This window comes from Paenibacillus sp. B46(2026) (assembly GCF_056786355.1).
In genome coordinates, this window is sequence record NZ_CM165907.1 from 2,903,765 (window position 1) to 2,919,396 (window position 15,632).

Sequence of the window (15,632 nt, forward strand, 5' to 3'; positions counted from 1 at the left end):
GGACAGGTACTCTCTTTGGTTATGGGGGAATCCGAAGATCGTCCATCAAGAACCGCTTAATGTCAATGTTCTTCCTGCATGTCGGAGCGTATGATCACAATATATACGAGGCCAAGGAGTGAGCGAATTGAATCACGTGACAGCGACATCAAATGTTCGCATATGGGAAGAAACCAGAGATATTCCAACCTATGGTACAGGTAAACCGGACAAAAATCCGATGTTTCTTGAAAAGCGAATCTACCAGGGGAGTTCGGGTAAGGTGTACCCGCATCCTGTGATCGACAGCATTGAAGATGATGCGAAAATGAAGTCGTATCGATTAATTATTCTTGAAAATGAATATGTACGTATCGAGATGATGCCCGAACTGGGTGGACGGATCTATCGTGCACTGGATCGGACCAACAACTACGATTTTGTATATTATAACCGAGTGATTAAACCTGCACTTGTGGGTCTGGCAGGGCCATGGATTTCCGGAGGAATTGAATTCAACTGGCCACAGCATCATCGGCCGAACACGTTTGGTCCAGTCGACTATACATTTGGCAGTAATGAAGATGGAAGCGCTACCGTGTGGGTGGGTGAGATTGACCGCATGTATGGTACCAAAATGACCGCGGGCTTCACATTGCATCCCGGCAAAGCCTATCTTGAAATCCATGCCGAGGTATATAATCGGACCACCGCACCTCAAACTTTTCTATGGTGGGCCAACCCGGCTGTAGCTGTCAACGATCATACGCAATCCGTGTTTCCGCCTGATGTAACGTCTGTGCTGGACCACGGAAAACGGGACGTATCCCGCTTTCCCATCGCAACCGGCACCTATTACAAGATGGACTATTCCGAAGGTGTGGATATCTCGCGATACAAAAACATACCGGTTCCAACATCCTATATGGCTTATAAGTCGGATTATAATTTTGTAGGGGGATATGACCATGGGATTCAGGCAGGTTTGTTGCATGTAGCCAATCATCATATTTCTCCGGGCAAGAAGCAATGGACCTGGGGGAACGGGGAATTTGGGCAAGCCTGGGATCGCCAGTTAACGGACGAGGATGGCCCATATATTGAATTAATGACAGGGATCTATACCGATAATCAGCCTGATTTTACATGGTTACAGCCGTATGAAGCCAAAACCTTTTCGCAGTATTTTATGCCGTATAAAGGAATTGGTATGGTCAAAAATGCATCGATTGATGCAGCGGTTAATATGGAAATGGACGAAACGACCGGAATGGTAACCGTGATGGTATATGCGACGTCGGTTTTTGAACAAGTGACCGTTGAAGTGATAGGACCAACCACAGTTTATCTTCATGAGAGATGTAATATCTCACCTACGGAATTATATAAGTTTTCATTCCCGTGGAGCGAACAAGATGAATGGTATCAATTAAAGTTAAGTGTTCGAACTGCGGAAGGAAAAGTACTTGTGGCCTATCAGCCTGAACGTACGGAGATTCAGGAAGTTCCAGACCCGGCGAAACCACTCTCGCTACCATCCGAGATTCGTACGAATGAACAACTATATCTGGCTGGTCTTCATTTGGAGCAATATCGGCATGCCACGTATGAACCAGAACCTTATTATCTGGAAGGTTTGAAGCGTGATGCAACGGATATTCGTCTAAACATTGCATATGGCACATTGCTGCTGCGTAGAGGGTTGTTTCAAGATGCAGAGAAGCATTTCAGACAGGCCGTTCAATCGCTGACGTGGAAAAATACGAATCCGTATGATAGTGAGGCTTTTTACCAACTCGGTCTGAGTTTGAAACTACAGGGGAAACAGGAAGAATCCTATGCAGCTCTCTATAAAGCCGTATGGTCTGCCCAGTATCAGGATACGGGCTATTACATGATTGCCCAGATCGATACGGCGCAACACCGGGATATCGAAGCGCTGGATCACATCGAACGTTCGCTGATTCGTAATACCAGAAACTATAAGGCTCGGCATCTGAAGGTGGCTCTGCTGCGCAGACTGGGTCAAGATAAACAGGCCATCCAATTTGCGCGTGAGACATTGGTACTGGACCCGGTTGAATTTGGAGCAGCACATGAATTAGTCCTGATCTACAACGGAGCGACTGCCCCTTCAGAGAGAGAACAAGCCGAGCAAGCACGTGAGCATTTCCATCGTCTGATGCGAGGAGACGTTCATAATTATCTGAATCTAGCCGCGGATTACGCAGAGAGCGGGTTGTGGGGAGAAGCACTATTGGTTCTTTCCTATGTTAAATCCGAAAATTCACAGCCATATCCTATGGTTGGTTATGCTCAAGCCTACTTGTATCGTCAGCTGGGGGATGTGGAGCAGGCCCGGGAATGTCAAAAGCAGGGGAAAGCTGCTCCGACCGATTATTGTTTTCCTAACACATTATTTGAATTCATGGTGCTTCAGGATGTATTGGCAGTGGATTCGAATGATGCCCGTGCTCACTATTACCTGGGAAATTGGCTATATGATCATAAACGCTACAAGGAAGCGATCAGCCATTGGGAAACATCGCGCGAGGCGGATGCTGCATATTCGACTGTACACCGGAATCTGGGCCTGGCTTATTATAACAAGCTGAATCGGCCCGATCTTGCACTGGCATCATTAGAGGAAGCTTTCCGGTTGGATTCACAGGATGCCCGAGTACTCTACGAGTTGGATCAATTGCGCAAGAAGATGGGGGATTCCTGCGAGCGTCGAATCAAATTGCTGGAACAACATATGGAGTTGGTTCACCACCGTGATGATCTGTATATTGAGTGGGTAACTTTATTGAATATGCAAGGTAGTCATCAGGAAGCATGGAGTGCTCTTCGGACCAGGAGGTTTCATCCTTGGGAAGGTGGAGAAGGCAAGGTCACAGGACAATACGTTACGGCGTTGACGGAGCTGGCGAAGCAAAATCTGGAGAAACAACAACCTGAACTAGCATTGGATCTGTTGCAGAAAGCTTTGGTGTACCCGGAGAACCTGGGCGAAGGTAAACTGGAGGGAGCCGGAGACAATCCATTGTACTATTATCTTGGCTGTGCGTATCAGCAGATGAACAATATACAGGACGCCGAGGAGAATTTCCACAGAGCATCCATCGGTCTGAACGAACCAGCAAGCGCGATGTTCTATAATGATCAGCCGCCGGAATGGATCTATTATCAGGGTCTGGCTTGGCAGAAGCTTGGCAATACGAAGGAAGCCAACAGGCGGTTCAACAAATTAATTGACTATGCCGAAAGACATATTCACGATCACATCCGAATGGATTATTTTGCGGTATCTCTGCCCGATTTTCTGGTTTTTGACGACGATCTCGATCAGCGTAATGAAGAACATTGCCGATACATGCGGGCATTGGGTCTTCTGGGACTGGGTCGGACGAGTGAAGCCGAACTTGAGTTGGAGCGGGTACTGGAGAAGAACCCCAATCATCAAGGGGCGATCGTCCATCGATAATTGATAATCTATTCATCAACCATATCCCATTTATATCGAAGGAGTTATATAATCCATGAACGATAGTATAGCAGGCAGCCATATTCGCTTTATATTGGATGCGGAAGATAAGGACATTCGTGCGGGTCGCATGACTGGCAGTGGCGGCAAGAATCCACGAGGGGAGTCCTATGACTTTACCAACTATTATATGGTCCATAACAATAAACCACATATTCCCGTGGTTGGTGAATTTCATTTCTCCAGATTCGCTTATTTGCAGTGGGAGGAAGAAATATTGAAGATGAAGGCAGGCGGGGTGAATATCGTCGCGTCCTATGTCTTCTGGAATTTTCATGAGGAGCAAGAGGGGGAATTTGATTGGTCAGGAAACCTGAATTTGCGGCACTTTGCGGATCTGTGTGGCAAACATCAGCTGCCTCTGATCGTGCGAATAGGTCCATTCTGTCACGGGGAAGTTCGTAATGGCGGGATGCCTGATTGGTTGTTCAGCTATCCATTCGAGGTCAGGTCGAACGATGAAGGGTATCTGCATTATGCCAAGCGATTATATCGTGAGATTGCCCGTCAGCTCAACGGCTGTTTTTATCAGGATGGTGGCCCCGTGATAGCCGTACAGTTGGAAAATGAGTACATGCACGCTGGGGCACCCATGGATGCCTGGGGGTATTCACGTGATAAGTACATTTCCTCCGGACGGGACGGGCGGGAACATCTGAAGGTGCTTCGCCGTATTGCCGAAGAAGTCGGTATGAAGCCGATGTTCTATACTGCGACGGCCTGGGGTAATGCTGCTGTTCCTGAAGAAGGAACGTTGCCCATGCTAGCGGGGTATGCGTACACACCATGGATTTCCAATCAGCCTCCAAGCCGGGAGTATTTGTTCCGGGATCTGCATATGAATCCTGTGGAAGAAGTGGATTATGACAGTCTGGAGTACCCTGCAGCGTATTGCGAGCTTGCTGGCGGCATGCAGGTCAGTTATCACGCTCGTCCGGTTGTCGATGCAGATAGTGTCGAGGCCATGACTATTGTGAAGCTGGCGAACGGCAGCAATCTGGTTGGGTACTATATGTACCACGGGGGGACCAATCCGGTAGGCAAAAATTCATATATGAACGAGCAGGCATTGCCGAAAATGACGTATGATTACCAAGCCCCACTCGGGGAATTTTGACGTATGGGTGAATCGTATGACCGCATTCGTACCTTGTCCATGTTCCTGGAAGCATACGGTGAGTTGCTTGCGCCAATGGGCTGTGTTGTACCGGAAGGTCAGCAATCGATAACCCCGGAGAACATGTTGGATCTGCGCTGGTCAGTTCGGCAACAAGCAGGCTCAGGTTTTTTGTTCATGAATAATTATCAGGATCATGTGGCGTTGCCTGATCGTGATATTCAATTGGAATTGCATACAAGCAAAGGGGTTGCTTCTTATCCAAGAGAAGGGACGATGCAGCTGAAATCCGGCTCGGCGGCCATATTACCTTTCCATATGAATCTGAGTGGAATGAAGATCATTAGTGCTACCGTTCAACCACTGACCCGATTTATGGTGAATCAAGAGCTTACGGCTGTGTTTTATGCCCATGAAGGAATGACTGCTGAGTATGTTATTGATACATCATCTGTTACGAATGTGGAAATGCACGAAGGTACAGTGTCTGAGCAGGGAAATGAATATGTTATTCATCCTGTTGCCGGCAAGGACCATCATCTGCGAATTACAACATCGGATGGTGTGGGAATACGAATCATTACGTTGAGCCGTGAAGAGGCCTTGCATGCCTACCGTTTCCGTGTGGGTGGACAAGAGAGACTTATAATCAGCAACAGTCATCTGTATATACAGAATGAGATGCTCGTATGCACATCTGTGGAGCAAACGGAGATAGAGGTATCCTTTTATCCGACTCCAGAACAGATTACCGCTTCTGAATATGCCGTCTCATCCCAGTTTAAGCAAGGAATATTCAATACGTACACTTTCCAAGTTTCACCTTATAAACCTGTTGCAGAGGTAGACTATCCGAAAGAACATGCAGCAACACTTAAATTGGACACAGAATGGCCGGAACAGGTAGAAGACGTGTGGGTTGAGATTGATTATGATGGAGATGTTGCTGCAGCTCACATCCATAATCAGCTGTTAACAGATCATATCCATTATGGTCATAGCTGGGAGATTGGTCTGAAGCAATCCCGCCACTTGCTGGCCGATCACGCGCTGCGACTGTCCATTACACCAATCCGGAGAGGAACGACAGAGAGTTATGTGAATCAGGCTTATGTTGAGCGATTTAATGGTGTAGAGATTGGAACATTTAACGAGATCCGGGTAGTACCACATTATCGGGTCAGGTTGGTGTTGGCATGAACAAGAAGACAAAGGTTAGCATGAAGAGTTATCCAGAGGGTTCTTTCTCCGAACGGCAATGAGGGGAGAGAGCCTTCTTTTTTGCGAGGAAAAACACTTCCTAATCATGGTAAAAACAACTTGACTAGTAAGCGTTTTCATTTTAATATAATTCCATAACCTTATCGATAAAGTTTTTTAAACTAAAATAATTAAATTAATTAAGGTTTTTTACTTAAGTTTAATTAGGGGTGGGTTACTTTGATAACCAACGATTTTAGTTAACTTATTGCCTGGAGCAGGGTTAATTGAAATAATAAAAAAATACAGGAGGTTCCAAACGAATGGTCAATCTGAAAAAGTGTACAATTTTCACGGTAATTGCTGCTCTCATGTTCATGGTATTAGGGAGTACAGCCCCCAAAGCGTCTGCTGCTACAGGTTTCTATGTAAGCGGTAACAAGTTATACGACTCCACAGGTAAGGCTTTTGTCATGAGAGGTGTTAATCACGGACATTCCTGGTTCAAAAATGATTTGAATACAGCTATTCCTGCAATCGCCAAAACAGGTGCCAACACGGTACGCATTGTTCTTTCGAACGGTAGCCTGTACACCAAAGATGATCTGAACGCTGTTAAAAATATTATTAACGTGGTCAACCAGAATAAAATGATAGCTGTACTCGAGGTACATGACGCCACAGGGAAAGATGACTATAATTCGTTAGATGCGGCGGTGAACTACTGGATTAGCATTAAGGAAGCCTTGATTGGCAAAGAAGATCGGGTCATCGTCAACATCGCCAATGAATGGTATGGAACGTGGAACGGAAGTGCCTGGGCTGATGGATACAAGAAAGCCATTCCGAAACTTAGAAATGCAGGAATTAAAAATACGCTGATTGTGGATGCAGCAGGATGGGGACAGTTCCCACAATCCATCGTGGATTATGGACAAAGTGTATTCGCAGCCGATTCTCAGAAAAATACTGTCTTCTCCATTCACATGTATGAGTATGCCGGTAAAGATGCAGCAACGGTCAAAGCCAATATGGAGAATGTGCTGAACAAAGGCTTGGCTCTGATCATTGGTGAATTCGGGGGATATCACACGAATGGTGATGTGGACGAGTATGCCATCATGAGATATGGTCAGGAAAAAGGGGTAGGCTGGCTTGCCTGGTCCTGGTACGGAAACAGTTCCGGTCTGAACTATCTGGACATGGCTACAGGTCCGAACGGAAGCTTGACCAGCTTTGGTAACACTGTGGTGAATGACACTTATGGTATCAAAAACACTTCCCAAAAAGCGGGGATTTTCTAATCCGCCGATGAAACAGGAACACTCTGACGGTTACGTCAGGGTGTATTTTTATTAAAAGTGCTTAATCCATGATGATTTTTGATTTTTTCCGTTTATATTTAAAATCTTTTGTTTTCAAAACAAAACAAAGATGATAAACTCGGATTAGGAATAAAACAAACATTATCGGAGGGAAACGAATGGTACAGAGTTTATGGAATGCATCGCAGGCATCTGAGAAAACAACAGGACTGGAGCAATTGGTCTACCGATCCAATCTGATTGGATCCGATCGCAGTGTATGTAACATCTACGGTGGCAATACGTCTACCAAAACGACAGTAAAGGATTTTCGTGGTCGTGATGTAGAAGTAATGTATGTGAAGGGAAGCGGCTCTGACCTTGGTTCCATGGAAGCGAAGCATTTTACGGGACTTGGACTTGAAGACATTCGACCATTAATTGAACGTGAATCCATGTCGGATGAAGAGATGGTTGAATATTTGGGTCATTGCATGATTGATGCCAAGCACCCGCGTGCCTCCATCGAGACTCTTCTTCATGCGTTCCTTCCATATAAGCATGTAGATCATACTCACCCGGATGCGATTATCAGCTTGTGCTGTGCGCATAACGGCAAGGAATTGGCGAGAGAGATCTATGGTGATCGTTTTGTATGGGTGCCTTACGTACGTCCAGGGTTTACGTTATCTAAAATGATTGCTGAAAGCGTATTCTCGAATCCAAATGCTGAACTCGTATTGATGGAAAAACACGGACTTGTCACTTGGGGAGAAACATCCGAGGAATGTTACGCTCAAACGATCAAGATTATCAATGAAGCGGAAGCATTCATCGAAGCTCGGGTGAACGAAGGTAGCTTGTTCGGTGGTGTGAAACACCCGGCACTCGCCGCTGATGTTCGTCGTATGATCGTATCACGCGTGATGCCAACGATTCGTGGAGCGGTATCGGATAGCAAAAAAATGATTTTGTCCTTTGATGATCAGGAGGACGTACTTGCTTTTGTGGGCGGAGCAGATTCCCCGGAATTGTCTCAGGTGGGTGCAGCTTGCCCGGATCATCTGGTACATACCAAAGTGGTACCTCTGTTCATCGATTGGACACCGGATGCGGAAGATATTGAAGGCTTAAAAGCCAAGCTGGTAGAAGGTGTGGCTGCCTACAAAGAGCAATATCAGCAGTATTTTGAGAGCAACAAAAACGAAGGTGATGTCATGTTCGAAGCTGCGCCTCGCGTTATCCTCATTCCAGGTGTGGGCATGATCAACACAGGCAAGAGCTGGGCACTTTCCCAAGTAAGTGGTGCATTGTATCACCGAGCCATTGCCGTTATGCGTGGAGCCACTAGCCTGGGTCAATTCGTATCGCTAAGTGCAAACGAATCTTACAATGTGGAGTACTGGCCGCTGGAACTGTACAAATTGTCTCTGGCTCCGGCAGAAACCGAATTCTCCCGCAAAGTGGCGTTTATTACAGGCGGAGCAGGCGGGATCGGAAGTGAAACAGCACGTAGATTGGTATCTGAAGGCGCTCATGTGGTGCTCGCTGATCTCAATCTGGAGGGCGCACAGAAGGTAGCACAGGAAATTAATGATCAGTACGGTGCGAATCGTGCTTATGCGCTGAAAATGGATGTGACCGATGAGGAAGCCGTTCAATCCGCGTATGCTGATGTTGCGGTGCAATATGGCGGAGTGGACATCATCGTGAACAATGCAGGATTAGCCACATCCAGCCCATTTGACGAAACGTCCCTGAAAGAATGGAACCTGAATATGAATGTGCTGGGTACGGGATATTTCCTCGTGGCCCGTGAAGCATTCAAGCTGATGAAACAACAGGGCATTGGGGGAAGCATGGTATTTATAGGGTCGAAAAACTCGGTGTATGCAGGTAAAAGTGCCTCGGCTTACAGCTCAGCGAAAGCGCTGGAAGCACATCTGGCACGTTGCATTGCAGCAGAAGGCGGAGAGTATGGCATTCGTGTCAACACGATTCTTCCAGATGCCATTCTACAGGGTTCAGCGATCTGGAACGGTTCCTGGAGAAACGAACGAGCAGCGGCATACGGTATCGAGCCGGATCAATTGGAAGAGTATTACCGCAAACGGACGACATTGCTCGTGAATATCTATCCAAGAGATATTGCGGAAGGAATCGCATTCTTTGCTTCTTCGAAATCCGAAAAAACAACCGGTTGCATGATGACCATTGATGGCGGTGTACCAGCAGCATTTACACGTTAAAAGGAGGATTCTTGCGGATGGATAACCAAGTCAAGCAAGCATATGAAGCAGCCAAGGCATTGTATGCCCAGCACGGAATCGATACGGACCAGGTACTGAACAAACTCGCAGAGATCAAAGTATCCGTACACTGCTGGCAAGGCGATGATGTCAAAGGCTTTCTGAATAAGGATGGGGAGCTAACAGGCGGGATTTCCGTTACAGGTCAGTATCCGGGGGCTGCGACCACACCTGCGGAGCTTCGTAACGACCTGGAGCAAGCTTTTGCTCTGATTCCCGGCAAACATAAGGTCAATCTGCACGCGATCTATACGGATACAGACGAGCAGGTTGAACTGGATCAGATTGAACCGAAGCATTATGAGAACTGGGTGAAGTGGGCCAAAGAACAAGGACTCGGTCTGGACTTTAACCCAACATGCTTTTCCCATGAAAAATCAAGTGACGGGTTCACGCTCAGTCATCCAGACCCTGAGATTCGCAAGTTCTGGATTGATCACTGCAAGGCGTCCCGCCGGATTGGTGCTTACTTCGGGGAACAGCTTGGTCAGACTTGTGTAACCAACGTATGGGTACCGGACGGATTCAAGGATAATCCGGTCGACCGCATGACACCGCGCAAACGTCTCAAGGAATCACTGGATGAAGTATTCGAAGAACCGCTTAATCCAGAGCACAACCTGGACGCGGTAGAGAGCAAGCTGTTTGGTCTCGGTTCAGAAGCATATGTGGTGGGTTCACATGAATTTTATATGGGTTACGGTTTGCAAAACGATACGTTAATCTGTCTTGATGCAGGCCATTTCCATCCAACAGAGGTCATTTCCAACAAATTGTCTTCCCTTGCACTGTTTACAAGCGGTATCCTGCTTCACGTAAGCCGACCGATGCGTTGGGATAGTGATCACGTTGTGATTATGGATGATGAGTTGCTCGAAATTGCCCGTGAATTGGTTCGACATGATCTGCTGGCGACAACACATATTGGACTGGATTTCTTTGATGCAAGTATCAATCGTGTTGCTGCATGGGTTGTAGGAACACGTAATACGATCAAAGCCCTTCTACGTGCGATGCTGGAACCGGTGGATGCCTTGAAACAAGCCGAATTGGAAGGGGATTATACGCTGCGCCTTGCCTTGACGGAAGAATTCAAATCCTATCCATTTGGTGCGATCTGGGACTATTATTGTGCCCAACAAGGGGTGCCCGTCCGCGAACAATGGATCACCGATATTAAAACCTATGAACAAGACGTATTGCTACAGCGTGATAAATCATTCGTCTAACCGAATTTTCTATATATAACTGTTATGTGGCAAGCGTTACCTCATCCATAATTTAAGAAGTTACACCTGATAAACCACTGCGGGATGGATATTCCCGCGGTGGTTTTTTGGCATAATCACTCTGGAATGCATAAGTGAGGCGATAACTTCCATACTAGGAATATGGATTCGTATTGCACAAGTTTGCTACGCAGAGGAGGATTAATAGCGTTGAATCTAGCCCACAACAAACTGTACATTGCTGCACTTGGCGGTGTGAATGAAATAGGGAAGAACATGTATTTCATCCAATACAATCAGGACATTATCGTGATTGACTGTGGTTCGAAGTTTCCGGATGAGACCTTGCCAGGGATTGATCTGATTATTCCGGATGTAACCTATCTGCTGGAGAACCTGGATAAAGTAAGAGCTCTTGTGGTTACCCACGGACACGAAGATCATATTGGCGGCATTCCCTATTTGCTAAAACAAATGAATATCCCTGTATATGCTTCCAGACTTACACGCGGATTGATTGAACTTAAACTGAAAGAACATGGGCTGCTACGCAAGGCAGACCTGCACACAATTGATGCCAAGTCCAGCATTACGTTGGGTGAGATCGAGGTTTCCTTTTTCGCGACCAGTCATAGTATTCCGGATTGTCTTGGTGTTTTCTTCCAAACTCCTGTCGGCAATGTTGTGCATACCGGAGATTTTAAATTTGATATGTCCCCGGTTAACGGGCCATTCCCTGATCTGCACCGCATGGCCGAGATTGGCAAACAGGGAGTTCATGTGTTGCTCTCCGAAAGTACCAATGCGGAAAGACCCGGGTTCACACCGTCCGAACGCATTGTGGGAGATCACATTCTGGATGCCTTTATCCGTGCAAAGCAAAAAGTGTTTATCTCCACCTTTGCGTCAAATGTCAGCAGGGTACAGCAGATTGTTAATGCAGCATTCGAGACAGGGCGCAAACTGGCACTGTTGGGCAGAAGTATGGTAAATGTGGTATCAGTGGCCAGTGAATTAGGCTACTTGCAGGTTCCTGACGGATTGTTGATTGAAGCCATCGACTCGGATCAGTTTCCACCAGAACAAGTCGTTGTATTATGTACTGGGAGCCAGGGAGAAGCGATGGCAGCATTGTCACGTTTGGCATCCGGCAAACATCCTCACGTAAAAATTAACGGCGGGGATACGGTTATTATTGCTGCGGGAGCTATTCCGGGTAATGAACGGAATCTTGCACATGTGATTGATAACCTGTATGTTCTCGGAGCACGTGTGATATATGGTTCTAGTGGTGCGGCAGGAATGCATGTCTCTGGACACGGCAGTCAGGAAGAACTCAAATTGATGTTGACCCTTATGAAGCCGGATTATCTGATTCCGATCCACGGTGAGTTCCGCATGTTGTATCAGCACAGACTGCTTGCCGAGTCCGTAGGTATAGAGCGTGATCATGTCTTTATTGTGAATAACGGAGATATGGTTCAGTACAAAGACGGCTTGGCTTCTCCTGGTCCCAAAATTGCTTCAGGAAACAGTCTCGTGGACGGTCTGATCATGGGTGATGTCGGAAATATTGTATTGCGTGATCGCAGGCAACTGTCATCCGATGGCATGCTGGTGATCGTAACCACATTGAGCAAAACGGAGAAACAAATGGTTGCCTCACCCGAAATCATCTCCAGAGGGTTTGTGTTCGTGAAGGATTCAGAAGAATTTATGAAGGAAATCCATGGATTGGTTCTAAGCAGGATGGATGAGTTAACCGGTGCGGGTGTGAATCAGTGGAATGTGATGAAAAGAAAGCTGAAGGATGATATCGGCCACTATATCTATGCTCAAACAAAGCGAAGACCCATGATCTTGCCGATTATAATTGAAGTATAAGTCAGCAGGGATAGAATTATCCTTGCCCTGATCGCTTGGACAAATGTGTATGTGGAAGCTTAACAGCCTGATGAATGTGGGATCATACACCTGTATGATTACTACATTACCATCGGGCTTTTGCTGTTCAATAGGGATTGGTAAACGTGCTGTACGTTAAACTAAATTGAATCTAACTCGCCATGTGTTTGCGATTCGAAGTATAATAAAAGGTAAACCAGTAATGAAATCAAGAGGAGTCTTTATGAATAAAACGATTTCTGATATCGCTCAGATGGCAGGTGTAGCGAAGAGCACGGTTTCTCGCTTCCTGAATGGAGGATCGGTTAGTGAAGATACACGCCGGAAGATTGAGCGAATTATCAAACAATACAATTACGTTCCCAACACATTTGCACAGAGTCTCAAGGCAAAGAAGACCAGTATTATCGGTACGGTAGTTCCGCGACTGGATTCTTTTGCGACATCCCAGACATTGATCGGAATCGATGAAGAACTGAGGAGTAATCAGTATCAGATGCTGATTGCAAATACAAGCCAGGACATGCAACGCGAGATTGATGCCATATATGATTTTGCAAGACAGAAGGTATCGGGGATTATTCTCTTGGCTGCTGAAGTGACAGAAGCACATCTGAAAGCAGTGGAGGATATACGTATCCCGGTGTTGTTGGTCGGGCAGCAGCATGAGCAATTACACAGTTTGGTTCACAACGATGATCAAGCCGGTTATGAGATGGGCAGATATGTCGTGGAACAGGGTCACAGCAAGATCGTGTATATGGGGGTTAGCGAGAAAGATCGGGCGGTAGGGATCTATCGTAAACAAGGGTTCCAGCGAGCAATCGCCGAGTGTGGTGGATGTGAAGTGAAGTATTATGAGACGAGTTTCAAGATGTCTGAAGCCATCGTTACCGCTGAAGCCATCCTGAAAGAGATCACACCAACAATCATCGTAGGGGCTACGGATAATATTGCACTGGGTGTAATGAAGATTGCGTTCTCCAATAAAATTCGAATACCGCAAGATTTATCCATTACCGGATTTGGCGGATATGATATTACGGAGATGATTCACCCCACGCTGACGACTGTGAAATATCATTATTTGCAGGCAGGCAAAGTAGCGGCGAATCACATTATTCGTCTGGTCAAAGGCGAGTCGGTTGAAGAACGAACAACACTTGATGTTGAACTTATTCCTCGAGAAAGCGTTGACAAATTATAAAAACATCCTTTATGATAATTCCATCGAACCGGTTCCATTGTGAATATCCAATTCGGATATGGGAACACGGGCAGGCACGAATGCCATATGGAATTATTTTTTTTGCTTATAACGGAACCGGTTCCTATAATTTGATTTTCGTATAAGTTATATAAGAAAAAAACATTTACGGAGAGGGCAGAAAAAATCTGAAGAAACGTAGTGTTCGCCTTTAGCACCGGATTTCACCCTTTAGAAAAGGGATCAGGAAATCTGGGGATAACAGCGATCGGAGGATTGTTCTGCCATCGTAGTCCCAGTGTGAAATTTCTTGGTCTAACTTATATAAGCAAGAATGGAGAACAGCTATGAAAATGACTAGAGAGCAGCGCTACAGACGAATTGAGCAAGCTGAGCCTGGAGAGATTGCGAAGCTTGAAGTACGGATATCCGAGTGTCCATGGAGACAGAGTTACCACATTCAGCCCATAACGGGTCTGCTTAATGATCCTAACGGCTTTGCATATTATCAAGGCTATTATCATCTGTTCTATCAATGGTTTCCGCTTGGAACAGAACATGGCATGAAATACTGGTACCATACCCGCTCGAAGAATTTGGTGAACTGGGAAAATGTCGGAATTGGAATCGAACCGGGTGACAGGTATGACTCGCACGGAGCGTATTCCGGTAGCGCGATTGAAAAAGACGGCAAGCTGCACTTGCTGTATACAGGCAATACCAGGGATGAGGCTTGGGTCAGACATGCGTATCAATGCTTGGCGGTACTGGATGAAAGCGGTTCAGTAAGTAAATTGAATCATCCCTTAATCTCTTCGGTGCCACCGGGATATACGGAACATTTTAGAGATCCGAAAGTGTGGCAGCAGGGGGAGATGTATTATTGCGTAATCGGTGCCCAGCGAACAGACGAGACGGGATGTACGGTGTTATATCGTTCAACAGATCTGAAGAACTGGGAGTTTCTTGGTGAGATCCGCACCGGATTAACCAACTTCGGCTATATGTGGGAGTGCCCGGATTATATGGAGCTGGACGGGAAAGGTGTGCTTGTATTTTCCCCACAAGGCCTAGATGCTGCGGGAGATCATTACCAGAACATTTTTCAGTCCGGTTATCTGATCGGTGACCCGCTCAATCTACAGACGAGAGAGTTCAATCATGGTGAATTTCAGGAACTGGATCGTGGATTTGACTTCTACGCTCCGCAGACGATGCAGGCTCCGGACGGAAGACGTATTCTGGTTAGTTGGATGGGACTTCCTGATCTGGAGTATCCCACAGATGAGAGTGGTTGGGCTCATTGCCTGACCATTCCTCGGCAATTGTCACGGAGAGACGGCAAGTTAATCCAACAACCAGTGGCTGAAATCATCCAATTGCGTCAGCAGGAGGAAGGAACTCATATTCGCGCAACGATTGATAATGAAAGTCGATCCTTCGCTGGTTTCGAGGGGATTGCCTATGAGCTGATATGTGAGATAAGTCATGTAGATGCAGAGACTGTCGGCATCGAATTCCGGGCAAATGGAGCTGAGAAAACGGTTCTCCTGTATGATCGAATGGAACAGAAAGTTGTCTTGGATCGGACCATGGCTGGTGCCAAGCTGGCAGAACAAAATGGTACGATCCGTCGATGCACGCTTACTACAGACAAGATTAAGTTCCATCTGTTCGTGGATTCCTCTTCGGTTGAGATTTTCGTGAACGATGGGGAAGAGGTCTTTACCAGTCGTATTTTCCCGAGACGGAACAGTGTGGACATTCGTTTCTTTGCACACGGAGGCAAAGCTGATTTTGAAGCAACCCAATGGAATTATTAAGTATTACGTGAG

9 protein-coding genes are annotated in these 15,632 nt (G+C 46.3%); all 9 read left to right on the forward strand.

Features of this window, described 5'->3' with window-relative positions; genetic code table 11:
* The first annotated feature begins 127 nt into the window (after positions 1-127).
* The 9 genes from AC1S8V_RS13290 to AC1S8V_RS13330 all read left to right on the forward strand — a co-directional run bounded on the left by AC1S8V_RS13290 (position 128) and on the right by AC1S8V_RS13330 (position 15,620).
* Positions 128-3,466: a tetratricopeptide repeat protein gene (locus AC1S8V_RS13290; RefSeq protein ID WP_482073978.1), complete on the forward strand. Its 3,339-nt coding sequence runs from the start codon at positions 128-130 to the stop codon at positions 3,464-3,466.
* Between the two features lie 55 nt (positions 3,467-3,521).
* Positions 3,522-4,643 (forward strand): beta-galactosidase, encoded by a 1,122-nt coding sequence (locus tag AC1S8V_RS13295; protein ID WP_482073979.1) that lies wholly within the window; start codon positions 3,522-3,524, stop codon positions 4,641-4,643.
* Positions 4,644-4,646: 3 nt separating this feature from the next.
* Entirely contained in the window at positions 4,647-5,843 is a 1,197-nt protein-coding gene (locus AC1S8V_RS13300) for a hypothetical protein (RefSeq protein ID WP_482073980.1), read from the forward strand.
* A gap of 371 nt (positions 5,844-6,214) precedes the next feature.
* Positions 6,215-7,147 (forward strand): glycoside hydrolase family 5 protein, encoded by a 933-nt coding sequence (locus tag AC1S8V_RS13305; protein WP_482074473.1) that lies wholly within the window; start codon positions 6,215-6,217, stop codon positions 7,145-7,147.
* A 179-nt stretch (positions 7,148-7,326) separates the two neighbouring features.
* The gene (locus tag AC1S8V_RS13310; RefSeq protein WP_482073981.1) at positions 7,327-9,396 is read left to right on the forward strand and encodes a bifunctional aldolase/short-chain dehydrogenase; all 2,070 of its coding nucleotides are present in this window, start codon (positions 7,327-7,329) and stop codon (positions 9,394-9,396) included.
* 17 nt (positions 9,397-9,413) lie between these two features.
* The gene (rhaA, locus tag AC1S8V_RS13315; protein WP_482073982.1) at positions 9,414-10,685 is read left to right on the forward strand and encodes an L-rhamnose isomerase; all 1,272 of its coding nucleotides are present in this window, start codon (positions 9,414-9,416) and stop codon (positions 10,683-10,685) included.
* 162 nt (positions 10,686-10,847) lie between these two features.
* Positions 10,848-12,569: a ribonuclease J gene (locus AC1S8V_RS13320; RefSeq protein ID WP_482073983.1), complete on the forward strand. Its 1,722-nt coding sequence runs from the start codon at positions 10,848-10,850 to the stop codon at positions 12,567-12,569.
* A 244-nt stretch (positions 12,570-12,813) separates the two neighbouring features.
* Complete coding sequence (locus AC1S8V_RS13325) at positions 12,814-13,797, forward strand: LacI family DNA-binding transcriptional regulator (protein WP_482073984.1); 984 nt, start codon at positions 12,814-12,816, stop codon at positions 13,795-13,797.
* A gap of 347 nt (positions 13,798-14,144) precedes the next feature.
* The gene (locus AC1S8V_RS13330) at positions 14,145-15,620 is read left to right on the forward strand and encodes a glycoside hydrolase family 32 protein (protein WP_482073985.1); all 1,476 of its coding nucleotides are present in this window, start codon (positions 14,145-14,147) and stop codon (positions 15,618-15,620) included.
* Positions 15,621-15,632 lie beyond the last annotated feature (12 nt).

Excerpts from the sequence above, each read along its gene's own strand:
- AC1S8V_RS13295 (WP_482073979.1), top strand. The coding sequence starts at position 3,522 with ATGAACGATAGTATAGCAGGCAGCCATATTCGCTTTATATTGGATGCG.
- AC1S8V_RS13300 (WP_482073980.1), top strand. The coding sequence starts at position 4,647 with ATGGGTGAATCGTATGACCGCATTCGTACCTTGTCCATGTTCCTGGAA.
- AC1S8V_RS13305 (WP_482074473.1), top strand. The coding sequence starts at position 6,215 with ATGTTCATGGTATTAGGGAGTACAGCCCCCAAAGCGTCTGCTGCTACA.
- AC1S8V_RS13310 (WP_482073981.1), top strand. The coding sequence starts at position 7,327 with ATGGTACAGAGTTTATGGAATGCATCGCAGGCATCTGAGAAAACAACA.
- rhaA (WP_482073982.1), top strand. The coding sequence starts at position 9,414 with ATGGATAACCAAGTCAAGCAAGCATATGAAGCAGCCAAGGCATTGTAT.
- AC1S8V_RS13320 (WP_482073983.1), top strand. The coding sequence starts at position 10,848 with ATGGATTCGTATTGCACAAGTTTGCTACGCAGAGGAGGATTAATAGCG.
- AC1S8V_RS13325 (WP_482073984.1), top strand. The coding sequence starts at position 12,814 with ATGAATAAAACGATTTCTGATATCGCTCAGATGGCAGGTGTAGCGAAG.
- AC1S8V_RS13330 (WP_482073985.1), top strand. The coding sequence starts at position 14,145 with ATGAAAATGACTAGAGAGCAGCGCTACAGACGAATTGAGCAAGCTGAG.